This is a genomic window from Microbacterium phycohabitans, from assembly GCF_032464935.1.
Taxonomy (GTDB): domain Bacteria; phylum Actinomycetota; class Actinomycetes; order Actinomycetales; family Microbacteriaceae; genus Microbacterium; species Microbacterium phycohabitans.
The window spans coordinates 844974-860227 of the sequence record NZ_JAWDIT010000001.1; the positions used below are offsets into that span (position 1 = coordinate 844974).

The 15254-nt window shown below is 71.6% G+C and carries 13 protein-coding genes and 1 tRNA gene; 6 read left to right on the forward strand and 8 right to left on the reverse strand.

From position 1 onward, the window contains the following. Window positions 1-27 precede the first annotated feature (27 nt). On the forward strand, window positions 28-1713 hold the full coding sequence (locus RWH44_RS03985) for a sensor histidine kinase (RefSeq protein WP_316003544.1): 1686 nt from the start codon (window positions 28-30) through the stop codon (window positions 1711-1713). Beyond that, window positions 1710-2345, forward strand: coding sequence for a response regulator (locus RWH44_RS03990; protein WP_316003545.1), 636 nt, complete (start codon window positions 1710-1712; stop codon window positions 2343-2345). Before RWH44_RS03985 ends, RWH44_RS03990 begins: the two co-directional genes overlap by 4 nt. A gap of 34 nt (window positions 2346-2379) precedes the next feature. On the opposite strand, the gene RWH44_RS03995 is transcribed toward RWH44_RS03990, so the two are convergent. After that, window positions 2380-3216 (reverse strand): universal stress protein, encoded by an 837-nt coding sequence (locus RWH44_RS03995; RefSeq protein WP_316003546.1) that lies wholly within the window; start codon window positions 3214-3216, stop codon window positions 2380-2382. 297 nt (window positions 3217-3513) lie between these two features. Between RWH44_RS03995 and RWH44_RS04000 the strand changes: the two genes are divergently transcribed. Beyond that, a complete protein-coding gene (locus RWH44_RS04000; RefSeq protein ID WP_298870825.1) occupies window positions 3514-4164 on the forward strand; it encodes a COG1361 family protein in 651 nt (216 codons plus the stop codon). 10 nt (window positions 4165-4174) lie between these two features. Further along, on the forward strand, window positions 4175-5896 hold the full coding sequence (locus tag RWH44_RS04005; protein WP_316003547.1) for a LamG-like jellyroll fold domain-containing protein: 1722 nt from the start codon (window positions 4175-4177) through the stop codon (window positions 5894-5896). A gap of 97 nt (window positions 5897-5993) precedes the next feature. Here the strand turns inward: RWH44_RS04005 and RWH44_RS04010 are convergent. Further along, window positions 5994-6083: transfer RNA gene (locus RWH44_RS04010), tRNA-Ser, on the reverse strand. Window positions 6084-6209: 126 nt separating this feature from the next. Here RWH44_RS04010 and RWH44_RS04015 point away from each other — a divergent pair. Both RWH44_RS04015 and radA read left to right on the forward strand, forming a co-directional pair. Continuing rightward, on the forward strand, window positions 6210-7163 hold the full coding sequence (locus tag RWH44_RS04015; RefSeq protein ID WP_316003548.1) for an L-lactate dehydrogenase: 954 nt from the start codon (window positions 6210-6212) through the stop codon (window positions 7161-7163). Between the two features lie 254 nt (window positions 7164-7417). Continuing rightward, a complete protein-coding gene (gene radA, locus RWH44_RS04020; RefSeq protein WP_298870817.1) occupies window positions 7418-8785 on the forward strand; it encodes a DNA repair protein RadA in 1368 nt (455 codons plus the stop codon). Window positions 8786-9218: 433 nt separating this feature from the next. Here radA and RWH44_RS04025 read toward each other — a convergent pair whose 3' ends face one another. The 6 genes from RWH44_RS04025 to RWH44_RS04050 all read right to left on the reverse strand — a co-directional run bounded on the left by RWH44_RS04025 (window position 9219) and on the right by RWH44_RS04050 (window position 15151). Then, window positions 9219-9629: a dehydrogenase gene (locus RWH44_RS04025; RefSeq protein ID WP_298870815.1), complete on the reverse strand. Its 411-nt coding sequence runs from the start codon at window positions 9627-9629 to the stop codon at window positions 9219-9221. A 386-nt stretch (window positions 9630-10015) separates the two neighbouring features. Continuing rightward, a complete protein-coding gene (locus tag RWH44_RS04030; RefSeq protein WP_316003549.1) occupies window positions 10016-10732 on the reverse strand; it encodes a FadR/GntR family transcriptional regulator in 717 nt (238 codons plus the stop codon). Between the two features lie 23 nt (window positions 10733-10755). Next, entirely contained in the window at window positions 10756-11535 is a 780-nt protein-coding gene (locus RWH44_RS04035; RefSeq protein WP_298870813.1) for a 3-oxoacyl-ACP reductase, read from the reverse strand. 151 nt (window positions 11536-11686) lie between these two features. Beyond that, window positions 11687-13042, reverse strand: a complete 1356-nt coding sequence (locus RWH44_RS04040) for an aldehyde dehydrogenase family protein (RefSeq protein ID WP_316003550.1) — start codon at window positions 13040-13042, stop codon at window positions 11687-11689. Continuing rightward, window positions 13039-13794: a gamma-glutamyl-gamma-aminobutyrate hydrolase family protein gene (locus tag RWH44_RS04045; protein WP_298870811.1), complete on the reverse strand. Its 756-nt coding sequence runs from the start codon at window positions 13792-13794 to the stop codon at window positions 13039-13041. The genes RWH44_RS04040 and RWH44_RS04045 overlap by 4 nt, the downstream gene beginning before the upstream one ends. 1 nt (window position 13795) lies before the next feature. Beyond that, the gene (locus RWH44_RS04050; RefSeq protein ID WP_316003628.1) at window positions 13796-15151 is read right to left on the reverse strand and encodes a glutamine synthetase family protein; all 1356 of its coding nucleotides are present in this window, start codon (window positions 15149-15151) and stop codon (window positions 13796-13798) included. Window positions 15152-15254 lie beyond the last annotated feature (103 nt).

Consider the following 15254-nt stretch of genomic DNA (forward strand, 5'->3'; position numbering starts at 1 on the left):
TTGAGGATCCGGGGAGAGGAGCGTGCGATGACGAGCGAACATCTCGCACCGCCCGCCGACGCGCCGCCCCCGGCCCCCGACGAGACGTCCTCGGCGGACCACCTCCGCGGTCTCCTCCGCGCGATCGACACGATCGTCGGAGAGATCGAGCTGCCCGTCGTGCTGCGCCGCGTCGTCGAGGCGGCCGTCGACCTCGTGGATGCCGAGTACGGCGCGCTCGGGATCATCGCCGCCGACCGGTCGTCGCTCGATCAGTTCATCCACGTCGGCCTCCCGGCCGACACCGCGGATGCCATCGGCCACCTCCCGCGTGGCCGAGGTGTTCTCGGCGCCCTCATCGCCCATCCCGAACCGATCCGCCTCGACCATCTCGGCGAGGATCCCCGGGCTGTCGGCTTCCCCGCCCACCACCCGCGCATGGAGTCGTTCCTCGGGGCGCCCATCCGCGTACGCGGCGAGGTGTACGGGAACCTCTACCTCACCGATGCGCGGCGAGGGACGTTCTCGGCCGAGGACGAGGAACTCGTCCGCGCTCTGGCATCCACCGCGGGGTTCGCCATCCAGAACGCCCGCCTCCTCGACGAGGCGCGCACCCGGGCGACGTGGATGACGGCGACGGCGGAGCTGTCGGCGACGATCCTCGCCTCCCCGTCCGACGACGTGAACGACCTGTTGGCGAGACGCGTCGCCGACCTCGTCGACGGCAGCCTCGTGACGGTGCTCGTCCCCGTGGACGGATCGGACATGCTCCGTGTGGCTGCCGCTCTCGGCCCCGGAGAGGACGACGTGATCGGCGCGAGCGTCGATCGTGCGCACACCATCGCGGGGGCGGCGATGCACGACGGCGGCGCCCGGGTGGCCACCGTCCCTTCCGTCGCGGACCGTCCGGACCCGGCGTCGATCACCGGAGATCACGAGACCGGCCCCGCGATCGCCGCGCCCCTGCAGACGCGGCAGCACACGTGGGGCGCTCTGTGCATCGCCCGGGCGCCGGGCGAGCGAGGGTTCACCGCCGTCGAGCTCGAGGTGCTCCACGACCTGGCCTCGCAGGCGAGCATCGCGACGGAGCTCGCCCGCGTGCAGTCCGAGCAGCAGCGCGCCATGCTCACCGACGAGCGCGCGCGTATCGCGCGTGACCTGCACGACCACGTCATCCAGCAGCTCTTCGGCGCGGGTCTCACGCTCCAGTCGATGTCGGCCTCCCTCGACCGCACCGGGGACCGCGACCGCGTCGGCGACGTCATCCGCCAGCTCGACGATGCGATCACACAGATCCGCACCGTCGTCTTCGCGCTCTCCGCCCGCGACGGCAGTTCGCTGCGTCACCGCCTGATCGACGTGGTCGCCGAGGCGTCGGGCGCGCTGCGGCGCCCGCCCGCGCTGCGGTTCGCCGGCGCGGTCGACCACGCCATCCGCGGCCCGCTGGCCGACGACGTCGTGGGCGTGGCCCGCGAGCTGCTGACCAACAGCGTGCGCCACGCGGGCGCGGACAGCATCTCGCTCGACGTCGCCCTCACCGGGCCGGACGTGTCGGTCGTCGTCACGGACGACGGCGTCGGCATCCGCGACGACCGTCGGAGCGGGCTGGCCAACCTCACCGAGCGGGCCGCGCGACGCGGGGGGACGCTGACCCTGACCACCGGCCCCGGCGGAACGCGCGCCGAATGGCGGGCGCCCCTCGACACCGTGACCGAAGGGGGATCCGAGCGATGACACGCGTCTTCCTCGTCGACGACCACGAGATCGTGCGGCGCGGGCTGTCCGACCTCATCGACGGCGTCGAGGGACTCGAGGTGGTCGGCGAAGCGGGGACCGTCCGCCAGGCGCTCGCGCGCATCGAAGCCGCCCGGCCGGACGTGGTCGTGATCGACGTGCGCCTGCCCGACGGCAGCGGGATCGATCTCTGCCGCCAGATCCGCTCGTCGATGCCCCAGGTCGCGTGCCTCATCCTCACGGCCTACGACGACGACACCGCGACCTCCGCCGCGGTGTTGGCCGGGGCGTCCGGATATCTGCTGAAGAACATCGCCGGCATGCGACTGCTGGACGACATCCGCGCCGTCAGTACCGGTCGCACGCTTCTGGATGCCGGAACCGTGGCCCGCGCCGCGGCGAGCCTGAGGGACGGCGCCCGCGACGACGACCCGCGATGGGGCTCCCTCGGACTCCGCGAGCGGCAGGTGCTCGCCCTGATCGCCGACGGCCTCACCAACCGCCAGATCGGCGAGCGTCTCGGCCTGGCCGAGAAGACGGTGAAGAACTACGTGTCGTCGCTGCTGCTCAAACTGGGCGTCGGCTCGCGCACGCAGGCGGCCGTGCTGCATCTCGGGCATCCCGGCCGCTGAGGCGCGGCGCCGGCGCACACCCGCGCCGCAGGCTTCACGCGCCCTTCGCCGGGAAACTCGCGGACGGGACGACGACGAGCGGACACCGCGCCCGCCAGAGCAGGCCGCGGCCGACCGAGCCGACGTAGGCGCCCGTCAGCGGCCCACCGCGGTGGGTGCCGATCACGAGCATCGCCGCCCCCGGGGCATGATGCAGGAGGGCCGCCGCCGGCTCCGCGCGCACGAGGTCCGCCTCGATGTGCACGCGGGGGAAACGCCGGGTGACGGAGCGGACCGAGGCTTCGAGCAGTTCTCGATGCTCTTCCAGGATCCGTTGCGGAAGCACCAGCAGAGCCGCGGATCCGTCGCGCGAGGGCTCGGGGAGATGCCAGGCGTGGACGATGCGCAGTCGACCCGAGGAACGCTCGGCCTCCTGCGCCGCGAAGGTCAGGGCCTCCGACGACGACAGGTCGTCCTCGAGCCCGACGGTGACGCTCCCCTGCCGTCGCTCCCAACCGGAGGGGACGATGCACAGCGGCGACCGGGCATGCGCGATGATCCGGACGGGAAGCCACCCGCCCAGGGCTGCTCGAACGGGATGCTCCGGATCGACGCCGATCACGAGCAGATCCGCGCCCGCGGACGCCTCCGCGAGAGTCTCTGCGACCGCCCCCGAGACCCGGCGGAACGTCGCCGCCTGATCGGGCGCCGCGGCGCGCATGGCGCGCTCGGCGTCCGCGAGCGGGTCGTTCGGCGATGCCGTGCGCCCCGCGACGGGGCCGACGTGGACGACCTCGACCTCCGCCGTCCGCGTGCCGCATCGATCGACGACCCACGCGAGCGCAGAACTCGACGCCGCGCTGCCGTCCACCCCGACGACGATCTTCTCCATGGCATCCTCCGCTCCCTCCGCACGGTAGGCGCAGCGCGGGCCGCGGCGGGGGTCGAAGGTCCCGCCGGGGCGGGATCACCGGGCACGAGGGGGCTCATCTCTGTCCAGGCGGACTCACGCGGGCATCGGGTGACGTCGGGGGTGAACAGCTCCGAGGTCACTTCTTCACAGTCCCCGCCGACGGGCCGATCGGCGAGCTACACCCGCCTTCGACGACGTCGGCGCCCCGTTCGCACATGCACCGGGCGCGATAGGGAGGGGTGTCCTCACCTCCCCACCCACCCGACAGGAACAGTCGTGCCCACACCTCAGCCCGCGCCGTCCCGCCGACGCCGCCTCTCCTTGCCCGTCCTGCTCGCCGGCGGCGTGGCATCCCTCATCCTCGCCCTCGGACTCTCGCCCACGATCTCCGCGTTCACGGCGCAGATCAAGAACACCGTCGACACCGCCGGCACCGGAACCCTCATCATGCAGGAGACCAATGCCGATGGGTCCGTCGTCTGCACCAGCACCGACGGAGGGTCCGTGTCGACCAACACCGCCACCTGCGCGACCATCAACAAGTACGGCGGCACGCTCACCATGGTGCCCGGCCAGACGGTGTCGACCGACGTCAAGATCAAGAACACCGGCACCGCCGACGCCTCGGCGTTCACCCTCACGCCCGGCACCTGCTCGCAGTCCGCGAACGGAACCCCCAACGGCAGCGCGACCAATCTCTGCTCCACCATGACGCTGGTCGTGACCTCGGGATCCACGACGGTGTACTCGGGCACGCTGCAGGGATTCAGCTCCGCCGTGAACCTCCTGACCGCGCTGGGCCTGACGTCGATCCCTTCCGGCACGACCGTCCCCTTCACCTTCGCGGTGACCGTCCCGTCGACCGCGGGCAACACCTACGCGGGACTCCAGGTCTCGCAGCCCCTGACGTGGGACTTCAGCAGCTGAGCACCCGCCCGTGACGACTGACGCCACGGCGGCCGCCGTTCGACGCACCGCGGGCCCGGCCTTCGCCCTCGCCGCCGCGCTCGTGCTGATCTCGATCGCGGTCGCCGTGGCGTTCGCCGTCACCGGCATCCGTCTCTTCGCCGTCCAGACCCCCAGCATGGGCCAGACCGCGCCCGTCGGTTCCCTTGTCGTCACCCACCCCCAACGGTCCTACGCGATCGACGACGTCGTCACCTTCACGACGGGGGATCGCACCGTGACGCACCGCATCGTCGACGAACGTGAGGGAGCATTCGTCACCCGCGGCGATCTGAACGGCGCCCCCGACGCAGCGCCCGTCGCCCTCGACGAGGTGGTCGGGCGGGTCGTGGCGATCCTGCCCGGCGCCGGCTTCCTCCTGCAGGCGGCGCCGTGGCTGCTCCTCGGCGCCGTGCTGACCGAAGTGGTGGCGTGGGTGGGCGACCGGCGCCCCGGGTGGGCCTGGAGCGCACGCTTCACCGGATGGTCGCTGACGGTGACACTGGTGGGGTTGTGGATGCGCCCATGGTTCGACATGGTGCTGCTCGACTTCCGAGCGACCGACGGCGGGTCGGGCGCCCTCCTCCACGTCGTGAACACGGGGCTGTTCCCGCTCGTGGCGGGAGGAACGCGGATCCTCAGCGGCCAGGACGCCACCGTCCCGACGACGGACCGCGCGTCGAACGGGGCCTTCGTTCTCACCCCGCACCCCGACCTCGATCTCCCGATGCGCCTCGTCGTGATCGCCCTCTGTCTGCTCCCCCTCGTGGCGGCCCTGCTCGTGCGGGACCCCGTTCCCGTCGCCGCCCCGGGCGGACTGCGGGTCCGCCCCGACACCCGGGGCGGTCGGGTCGTCGTGCCGCTGATCGTCGTCACGGTGACGGCCGTCGCCCTGCTCACCGGACTGTCCTCGACAGGTGCCGCATTCGCCGCGCGCGTGAGCAGCACGAGCGACACCGCGGGGACGAATCCGTTCTTCACGTGCCGCGACGCGGAACTCGCCGTGGGCACCCTGGGGACGAAGGGCGCCTACGCCCTGAGCCCGACCAATACGCCGAGCAAGTCAGAGAACGACCTCTCCGGTATCGGCTCGCGACGCGCCACGTACGCCGTCGCCCCGGCACCGTCGACGAGCATCGGATGCCGCCGCGATCTCCCCGCCACGTCCGTCGTCTTCGACGGTCGTTCGCAGTGCCTGTTCGTTCCCGGGTCGGTGACCAACCCCACCACGTTCAGCCTCGAAGCCTGGTTCCGCACCTCCTCGACCTCGAACGGCAAGATCATCGGATTCGGCAGCGCCTCGCAGTCCGCGGCGGATTCGCAGTGGGACCGCCACATCTATCTCGACAGCACGGGGAGAGTGGTGTTCGGCGTCTACCCGGACCAGGTCCGCACGATCGCGACCCCCGCCGGACGCTCGTATGCCGACGGCGCCTGGCACGCGGTGGTCGCGTCGCTGTCCACCGCCGGCATGGCTCTGTACGTGGACGGGACCCTCGTCGCAACGAACCCGACCACGACGTCGGCCCAGAACTACACCGGGTTCTGGAAGATCGGCTGCGGAAACCTCGCCCTGTGGGCCAACGGCACCTCGAACGGGATCTCCGACTATTCGGGCCCGTCCTACTTCATCGGTCAGATCCAGTTCGCCGCGATCTACACCCGGGCGCTCACCGCCGACGAGGTGCGCCGCCACTACTACGCCGGACGCTGATGCCTCTTCGGGGCCAAGGTCTGCGGACGCGTGGGGGACCGACTCCACGCCGAACGCAGATCAGCCCCGCACGAATGCGGGGCTGATCTGGTGGAAATGGCGGTGACGGTGGGATTTGAACCCACGGTAGGGGTGAACCTACACAACATTTCGAGTGTTGCACCTTCGGCCGCTCGGACACGTCACCGCCGACAAGCTTACGACACGAGGGCGGATGCCGCGAATCGGCGCCGTGGTCGGCATCCGGCATCCATTCGTCCACCGTCGAAGCACCCCCCTGGAGCCGGTTCGCGCGCGCTGCCAGGATCGAGCCATGAGCGTGATCGAGAACTCCAAGCTGACGGTCGTGGGCGCGGGGAGCGTGGGGGCGAGCGTCGCGTACGCGGCGCTGATCCGCGGATCGGCCCGCCACGTCGCGTTGTACGACATCGCCGCAGAGAAGGTCGAGGCCGAGGTGCTCGACCTCGCCCACGGCACGCAGTTCACCGGCTCGAGCGACATCACGGGCGGTAGCGACGTGTCGGTCGCCGAGGGCTCGCACGTCGTCGTGATCACGGCGGGGGCCAAGCAGAACCCCGGTCAGACCCGCACCGAGCTCGCCGCCACCAACGCGCGCATCATCCGCGACATGATGCCGCAGCTGCTCGAGGTCGCCCCGAACGCGATCTACGTCATCGTCACCAACCCGTGCGACGTCCTCACCGTCCTCGCGCAGGAGGCCACCGGCCTGCCGACGCGGCGCATCTTCGCCTCCGGCACGGTGCTCGACACGTCGCGCCTGCGGTGGAAGATCGCCCAGCGCGCCGGCGTCGCCACCTCGAGCGTCCACGCGTGGATCGTCGGCGAGCACGGCGACACCGAGTTCCCGCTGTGGTCGACCGCCACGATCGGCTCCGTCCCCATCACGGAGTTCGAGCTGCCCGACGGCTCCTGCTTCGACCAGGACGAATTGGATGCCATCGCCGTCGACGTCCGCGACGCCGCGTACAAGGTGATCAAGGGCAAGGGCGCCACCAACTACGCCATCGGCCTCTCGAGCGCCCGCATCGTGGAGGCGATCCTGCGCGACGAGCACGCGATCCTCCCCGTCAGCACCGTGCTGTCGGACTTCCACGGCGTCGACGGCATGGCGCTGTCGGTGCCCTCGATCGTGTCGGCGAGCGGCGCCGTTCCGATCGCCGCCACGCCGTTCTCCGAGCGCGAGGTGACGCTGCTGCGGCGCTCGGCCGACGCCCTCACGACGGTGGCCGACTCGCTGCGCGGCTGAGGCGCCGCCTCGACGCCGTCGCGCGTCGCGCGGTCGGCCACACGTCGTCTGCGGAATCCGGGGATGCGAGCGCCCGGCGGCCCTCCGCCACGCCCACGCCCACATCATCGATAAACGCTCGCTGTGTCGACAAACGCTCTCGCACCGCGTTCCTCAGCGCGGCGAGCGTTTATCGGCAAGCTCACCCCGCCCCACAGCTCGGATGCCGGCGCCCCGGCGCGAGCGATGTCGGAGGCCCCGCGTAGCCTGACTCCATGGCATCCCGTCGTCCCGCAACCGCCCCCGCTCCCTACCGGTGCACCGAGTGCGGGTGGACGACGCTCAAGTGGGTCGGCCGCTGCGGCGAGTGCCAGTCGTGGGGCACGGTGGTCGAGGCTGCCGAGCAGACGGGCATCGTCCGATCCATCACGCCGGTCGCCCCGGGGGCGGCCCGTGCCGCGCGACGCATCACCGAGATCGACACGCAAGACGCCCCGCGGCGCACGAGCGGCGTCGGCGAGTTCGACCGCGTGCTCGGCGGAGGCATCGTTCCGGGCGCCGCCATCCTGTTGAGCGGTGAGCCCGGCGTCGGCAAGTCGACCCTGCTGCTCGAGGTCGCGGCGCAGAGCGCCCGCGCCGGACGCCGCGTGCTCTACGCCAGCGGCGAGGAGTCCGCCGCGCAGGTGCGCCTGCGGGCCGAGCGCACGGGGGCGCTGCACGACGAGCTCTTCCTCGCGGCCGAGACCGATCTCGCCACGATCCTCGGACACATCGACCAGGTCGAGCCGGGGCTTCTCATCGTCGACTCGGTGCAGACGGTGTCGTCGGCGCATAGCGACGGAGCGGCCGGTCAGCCGGCGCAGGTGCGCGAAGTGGCATCCGCTCTCATCCGCGTCGCCAAGGAACGGGGGCTGCCGGTGATCATCGTCGGCCACGTCACCAAAGACGGCTCGATCGCCGGCCCCCGCATCCTCGAGCACCTCGTCGACGTCGTCTGTCACTTCGAGGGCGACCGTCAGACCTCGCTGCGTTTCGTCCGGGCGCTCAAGAACCGCTTCGGCCCCACCGACGAGGTCGGCTGCTTCGACATGACCGGCACCGGCATCGCCGAGGTCGCCGATCCCAGCGCGCTGTTCCTCGGCCACGGCGAGCCCGAGCCCGGCACGTGCGTCACCATCGCGATGGAGGGTCGCCGCGCTCTCCCCGTCGAGATCCAGGCCCTCGCGGTCCGGCAGACGGCGCCCAACCCCCGACGCATCGTCAACGGCGTCGACTCGTCCCGCGTCGCGATGGTGCTCGCGGTGCTCGAGAGCCGCATGGGCCTCACCCTCTCCGACCGCGACGTGTACGTCTCCACCGTCGGCGGGGTGCGCCTGGTCGAGCCGGCGGCCGACCTCGCCATCGCGATCGCGGTCGCCAACGCCGTGAAGAACCGCAAGGTGTCGAAGCGCCTCGCCGCGATCGGCGAGCTCACGCTCACCGGCGAGATCCGCAACGTCACGCAGGCCGCCCAGCGCGCGTCCGAGGCGAAGCGGCTCGGCTATCACACCGTCCTCGACGCCTCCTCACGCAAGCTGGCGCAGGCGTTGAACGAGCTGCAGGTGCGAGGCATGCCGCGCGACGAGGTCGAACCCGGCTTCTGAGCGATCGCGCATCGAGGGCGACGCCCCCGACGTCCCGACATCTCCCGAGACCGGCCAGCTCGCCTTATCCGGGCGAACGGCTCAGCGACCGGGAGGAGCGGACCGACGACGACGGTGCGGCGAAGTCATCCCGAGGACCGCGGGGATGACAAGTCCGGCGGCGCACACGGCACCGGCGATCAGGTACTCCATGCCCCCGAGTCTCGCACGGGTCTTTCACCCACGCGACTCGGGTTTCTCACCCCCGCCGGATCTGTCGGCATCCGATCGCTGCTCCTCGCTCCCGGGCACGGCAGCGCGGGTGCACAACGGCTAACCGAGGCGGCGACACGCCGCGGCCGACGATCCGCCATCGGTGTGTCGTCACCCCGACCCGCCGTTGTGCGCGCGCCGGGCGGAACGCCGCCAGGTCGGCACGGGAGCCCGCCGCCCCTCAGGCGTCGAGCGCGGCGATCAGGTCGGCGGGCGAAGCCTGGATCGGGTGCGGTCCCGCGATGTCGATGAACACCGTCGTGATGGCATCCTGGTGCGCTCCCAGGAACGACCGCAGCCACTGCGGCGACTGCAGAGCCACGTGCGGCGGGAGCGTCTCGGGCTTGTGCGCCGCATCGCTGAACAGCAGCAGGGCCACCTGGCCCGTGTTCGGGTCGCGGTACGTCCACACCTCGCCCACGCTGAGCGGGTTGTCGGCGTCTCCCGGCGTCATGAGCGGCACGACCGTCGGTCCGTGCCGGAGCGCGAAGGCGATCGCCGCCATGTCCTGCGTCTGCAGGGCGTCGGTCAGCGCGGTGTTCTTGAAGTCCATGTCGACCTTCTTCCCCTTGCGCTTCTTGCTCGCGGCCATCCCCCGAGCCTATCCGCGGCGTCCCTCCCCCGCCCATCCGGCCCGGTGCCCGCCCGATGCCGCGTTTGCGTCCGCCCTCTCGGTTCGGGGCGCAGTCCTTGCTTCGGGGCGTGATCCTCGCGCCCCGAAGCAAGAAACGCGCCCCGAAACGCCACCCGACCACCCCGCCGCAGGCCCCACGGCGACAACCGCGCCCCAGAACGCCGCGCGACTACCCCGCCGCACACCCCACGGCGGCACCGCGCCCCACACGCCACCCGACCACCCCGCCGCAGGCCCCACGCCGGCAACCGCGCCCCAGAACGCCGCGCGACCCGTCCCGCATCCACCCCACGGCGAGCAACGCGCCCCGAAACGCCGCGCGATCACCGCCGCACGGGCCGCACCTACGCCAGGAACCCCCGCAACAGCGCCTCCGAACCAGCGAGGTGATCGCGCATCGCCGCGTGGGCGGCATCCGGTCGGCCGGCGAGGATCGCCGACACGATCGCGGCGTGCTGCCAGGTGGAGTGGTCGATGTTGCGTGGCAGGAGGGGGAACGTGTCGAGCCACGCGTTGACCTTCGCCCGGTTGTCGGCGACGAGGGGAACGAGAGAGGGGATGCCGGCGAGCTCGGCGATCGTCAGGTGCAGCAGGGTGTCGAGTCGGCGGTAGTCCTCTCCCCCGGCGACGGCCGCCGCCTCGTGGCGCGCCCACAGCACGTCGCGCTCGTCTGCGGACAGCGAGCGCCCGGCCGCGGCCCATGCAGCACCGGTCTCGAGCACGCCCCGCAGGGCGATGACGTCGCTGAGCTCGGCGGGCGACACCACGGCCGGCTCCGACGGCCGCGGCACCGGGTCGACGACGAACGTCCCCCCGTAGCGCCCGCGCCGCGTCTCGAGCCACCCGGCGTCGGCGAGCTCGCGGATCGCCTCGCGCACGGTGTCGCGACTCACGCCGTAGAGCGCCGCGAGCTCGCGTTCGGCGGGCAGCGATTCTCCCGGGGCGACGAGGCCGAGGCGCACGGTCTGCACGATGCGCGCCGTGGTGTCTTCGAGCGCGTTGCCGCTGCGCACGGGACGGTAGACCGCCCGCCGCAGGTCGTCCAGGGGCGCCTCGCTCACCGTCTCAGCCTGTCATGTCCGGATCAGAGCGGCGTGACGTAGGCGTTGGTGATCCCGCCGTCGACGACGAACGCCGTCGCGGTGATGAAGGACGCATCGTCGGATGCCAGGAAGGCCACGGCCGCGGCCATCTCCTCCGGTTCCGCGAAGCGGCCCATCGGCACGTGCACGAGACGTCGCTGCGCCCGCTCGGGGTCTTTCGCGAACAGCTCCTGCAGCAGCGGCGTGTTCACCGGTCCGGGGCACAGGGCGTTGACGCGGATCCCCTGCCGCGCGAACTGCACGCCCAGCTCGCGCGTCATCGCGAGCACGCCGCCCTTCGACGCGGTGTACGAGATCTGCGAGGTCGCCGACCCGAGCAGCGCGACGAACGACGCCGTGTTGATGATCGACCCGCGCCCCGCGGGCACCATGTGCCGCAGCGCCGCGCGCGAGCAGAGGTAGACGCTCTTGAGGTTGACGTCTTGCACCCGGTCCCAGGCGGGCAGCTCGGTCGTCTCGATCGAGTCGTCGTCGGCGGGCGAGATCCCCGCGTTGTTGAACGCGATGTCGACACTGCCGAGGTCGGCGGCGACGCCGTCGAAGAGGGCGTCCACGGAGGCCTCGTCGGCGACGTTCACCTGCCGGAACACCCCGCCCACCGCCTCGGCGGCGGCGGTCCCGGTGGTCTCGTCGAGGTCGGCGATCACGACGCGCGCGCCCTCGGCGGCGAAGCGGTGGGCGGTGGCGAGCCCGATGCCGCTCGCACCGCCGGTGACGATCGCGACGCGGTCGCGCAGACGCTGGGTGAGGTCGATGGTCATGGTGCGGTGGTTCCTTTCGCGCTGGACCTCGTCCCACTCATGGCTGGTGTGGGGCCTCCAGACCGGCCATGAGTGGGACGAGGACCGTCATAAGTGGGACGAGGGGGGCAGGCGGGCGGGGTGGGGCGGGCGGGAGGGAGGAACTGCGGCGTCACTCGGTGGCGTAGAAGACGTTCTTCGTCTCGGTGAAGTGCTCGGCGGCATCCGGGCCCAGTTCGCGGCCGAGACCCGAGGCCTTCATGCCGCCGAACGGGGTGGAGTAGCGCACCGACGAGTGCGAGTTCACCGAGAGCACGCCGCTGCGCACCCCCCGCGAGACCCGGATGCCGCGACCGAGGTTCTCGGTCCAGATCGAGCCCGCGAGGCCGTAGGCGGTGTCGTTGGCGAGGCGGATGGCATCCGCCTCGTCGTCGAACGGCATCACGGCGAGCACGGGACCGAACACCTCCTCCCGCGCGATGCGGTCGCCCGGCTGCGCGAGCACGACGGCGGGCGCGAACCAGAAGCCGTCGCCCGTGGGCGCCGAGCCGCGGAAGGCGATGTCGGCGCCGTCGAGGAAGCCCTCGACGGTGGAGCGGTGGGATGCCGAGATCAGCGGCCCCATCTGCGTGTCGTCGTCGCGCGGGTCGCCGACCTTCCACGCGGCGACCGCGGGCTCGAGCAGCTCGAGGAACCGGTCGTAGACGCTCCGCTCGACGAGGAGGCGGCTGCGCGCGCAGCAGTCCTGGCCGGCGTTGTCGAAGACCGAGCCGGGAACCCCCGCCGCGGCCTTGTCGAGATCGGCATCCGCGAAGACGATGTTGGCGCTCTTGCCGCCGAGCTCGAGCGTCACGGGCTTGAGCAGCCGCGCGCAGCCGGCGGCGACCTCCGTGCCCACCTCGGTCGAGCCGGTGAAGACGACCTTGTGCACGTCGGGATGCGACACGAAGCGCTGCCCCACGACCGAGCCCGACCCGACGACCACCCGGAAGAGGCCCTCGGGGAGCCCCGCCTCGAGGGCAAGCTCCCCCAGCCGCACGGCCGTGAGGGGAGTGAGCTCGGCGGGCTTGAACACGACGGCGTTGCCCGCGGCGAGCGCCGGGGCGAAGCCCCAGGCGGCGATCGTCATGGGGAAGTTCCACGGCACGATGATCCCGACGACGCCGTACGGCTCGTGGTAGGTCACGTCGAGCCCGCCGGCCACCGGGATCTGCGATCCGATCAGGCGTTCCGGCGCCCCCGCGTAATAGTTGAGCACCTGGGCGACGTGCTGCGCCTCCCAGCGGGCCGAGCCGATCGGGTGCCCCGAGTTGCGCACCTCCAGCGCCGCCAGCTCCTCGACGTGCGCCTCGACGACGCGGGCGAACGCCCGCAGCGTGTCCGCGCGGGCGACGGGGGCCAGGGCCGCCCACGCGCGCTGCGCGCGCACGGCGTCGGCGACGGCGGCATCCACCTCGGCGATGTCGGCGCGCTCGAGGGTGGTGATCTCGGTCCCGGTCGCGGGATCGATGACGGTGAAGGTGCTCATGCGGACACTTCCTGGTGGTGATCGGAACGTTCGGCCCGGTATCGCGCGGCGGCGGCGACGAGGCCGAGGAACAGGCGCCGGTCCTCGGCGTTCTCCTCCGGATGCCACTGCACGGCGACGAGGTAGTCGTCACCCGGCAGCTCGACGGCCTGCACGAGCCCGTCGTCGGTCCGGGCGGTCACGCGCAGTCCCTCGGCGACGCGGTCGACGCCCTGGTGGTGGTAGCTGTGGACGGTGAGGTCTCCGGCACCGACGAGGCCGGCGAGCCGGGTGCCGGCATCCACCTCGACGACGTTGTCGGCGAACACGCCGCCGCCCACGCGATACCTCTCGGTGCCGAGGGCCTCGGGGAGGTGCTGGTGCAACGTCCCGCCCATCGCGACGTTGATGAGCTGCAGACCGCGGCAGATGCCGAAGACGGGGATGCCGCGCTCCCGCGCCCCCGCGAGAAGGGCGATCTCCCACGCGTCGCGGTCGGCACGGGCGGGGTCGGTCGTCGGGTGGCGCTCGGCGCCGTAGAGCTCGGGCTGCACGTCGAGCCCGCCGGTCAGGATGAGTCCGTCGAGGCCGTCGAGCACAGCATCGGCGGCCTGCTCCGGCCGGGGCTGCGGGGGCAGAAGCACCGCCGAGGCCCCCGAGGCGGTCACGGCGTCGAAGTACTGCTGCGGGAGGAACGACGCGCGCACGTCCCACACGCCCTGCTTCGCGCGTTCGAGGTAGGTCGTGAGCCCCACGACGGGAGTCCGGTTCACGTCAGAGCCGCTCGAAACCACGCACCCGCTCCCAGTCGGTCACGGCGGCGTCGTAGGCCTCGACCTCGATGCGCGCCTGGTTGAGGTAATGCTCGACGACGTCGTCGCCGAACGCGGCACGGGCGATCGTCGACTCGCTGAAGAGCCGCGCCGCCTCGCGCAGGGTCGTCGGCAGGGTGTCCACGCCCGCGGCGTAGGCGTTGCCCGTGAGCGGCGCGGGGAGGGCGAGCTCGTTCTCGATGCCGTGCAGACCGCCCGCGATGATCGCGGAGATCGCGAGGTAGGGGTTCACGTCTCCCCCGGGCACGCGGTTCTCGACCCGCAGTGACGAGCCGTGACCGACGACGCGCAGGGCGCACGTGCGGTTGTCGACGCCCCACGCCACGCCGGTCGGCGCGAATGAGCCCTTCGCGTAGCGCTTGTAGGAGTTGATCGTGGGGGCGTACAGCAGCGTGAACTCGCGGAGGGTGGCCAGGATGCCGGCGATCCAGTGCTCCATGAGTGGACTGAACCCGTGTTCCCCGTCGCCCGCCATGACGGCCTCGCCGCCGTCGCCGCGCACCGAGAGGTGGATGTGGCAGCTGTTGCCCTCGCGCTCGTTGAACTTGGCCATGAAGGTCAGCGACTTGCCGTGGCGGTCGGCGATCTCCTTCGCGCCGTTCTTGTAGAGCGTGTGGTTGTCGGCGGTCTCGAGGGCTTCGGCGTAGCGGAAGGCGATCTCCTGCTGGCCGAAGTTGCACTCGCCCTTCACGCCCTCGCAGTACATGCCCGCGCCGTCCATGCCGAGGCGGATGTCGCGCAGGAGCGGTTCGAGGCGGGTGGTGGCGAGCAGGTTGTAGTCGACGTTGTAGTCGGTCGAGGGGGTGAGCCCGGTGTACCCCTTGGCCCACGCGTCGCGGAAGGAGTCGTCGAACACGATGAACTCCAGCTCGGTCCCCGCGTAGGCGGTGAGCCCACGCTCGGCGAGGCGCTCGCGCTGCGCATTCAGGATGCCGCGCGGCGACTGCACGACGCGTTCGCGGTCCTCCCACGCGAGGTCGGCGAAGACGAGCGCCGTCCCGGGCTGCCACGGGATGCGGCGGAGGGTGTCGAGGTCGGGCACCAGCAGCATGTCGCCGTAGCCCTTGTCCCAGCTCGACATCGCGTAGCCGTCCACGGTGTTGAGATCGACGTCGACGGAGAGCAGGTAGTTGCACGCCTCGGCGCCGTGACCCCGCACCTCGTCGCGCCAGAATCGCGCAGCCACGCGCTTTCCGACCAACCGGCCCTGCGCGTCGGGGAAGGCGACGACGACGGTGTCGATCTCTCCCGCCTCGGTCGCGGCATCCAGATCTGCAGTGGTGAGATTGCCCGCCATGGTGTCGTGTCCCTCTCGCCTCATCGGCGCCCTCCGATGCGGAGGACGTAACGAGGAACTTACACGTCAAAGGTAGACAGGTCGACCAATAGAGGGCCATGAT

Coding starts and splice junctions, on each gene's coding strand:
- RWH44_RS03990 (WP_316003545.1), top strand. CDS start 1,710: ATGACACGCGTCTTCCTCGTCGACGACCACGAGATCGTGCGGCGCGGG.
- RWH44_RS04040 (WP_316003550.1), bottom strand. CDS start 13,042: ATGAGCACCTTCACCGTCATCGATCCCGCGACCGGGACCGAGATCACC.
- RWH44_RS03985 (WP_316003544.1), top strand. CDS start 28: ATGACGAGCGAACATCTCGCACCGCCCGCCGACGCGCCGCCCCCGGCC.
- radA (WP_298870817.1), top strand. CDS start 7,418: ATGGCATCCCGTCGTCCCGCAACCGCCCCCGCTCCCTACCGGTGCACC.
- RWH44_RS03995 (WP_316003546.1), bottom strand. CDS start 3,216: ATGGAGAAGATCGTCGTCGGGGTGGACGGCAGCGCGGCGTCGAGTTCT.
- RWH44_RS04015 (WP_316003548.1), top strand. CDS start 6,210: ATGAGCGTGATCGAGAACTCCAAGCTGACGGTCGTGGGCGCGGGGAGC.
- RWH44_RS04035 (WP_298870813.1), bottom strand. CDS start 11,535: ATGACCATCGACCTCACCCAGCGTCTGCGCGACCGCGTCGCGATCGTC.
- RWH44_RS04050 (WP_316003628.1), bottom strand. CDS start 15,151: ATGGCGGGCAATCTCACCACTGCAGATCTGGATGCCGCGACCGAGGCG.
- RWH44_RS04025 (WP_298870815.1), bottom strand. CDS start 9,629: ATGGCCGCGAGCAAGAAGCGCAAGGGGAAGAAGGTCGACATGGACTTC.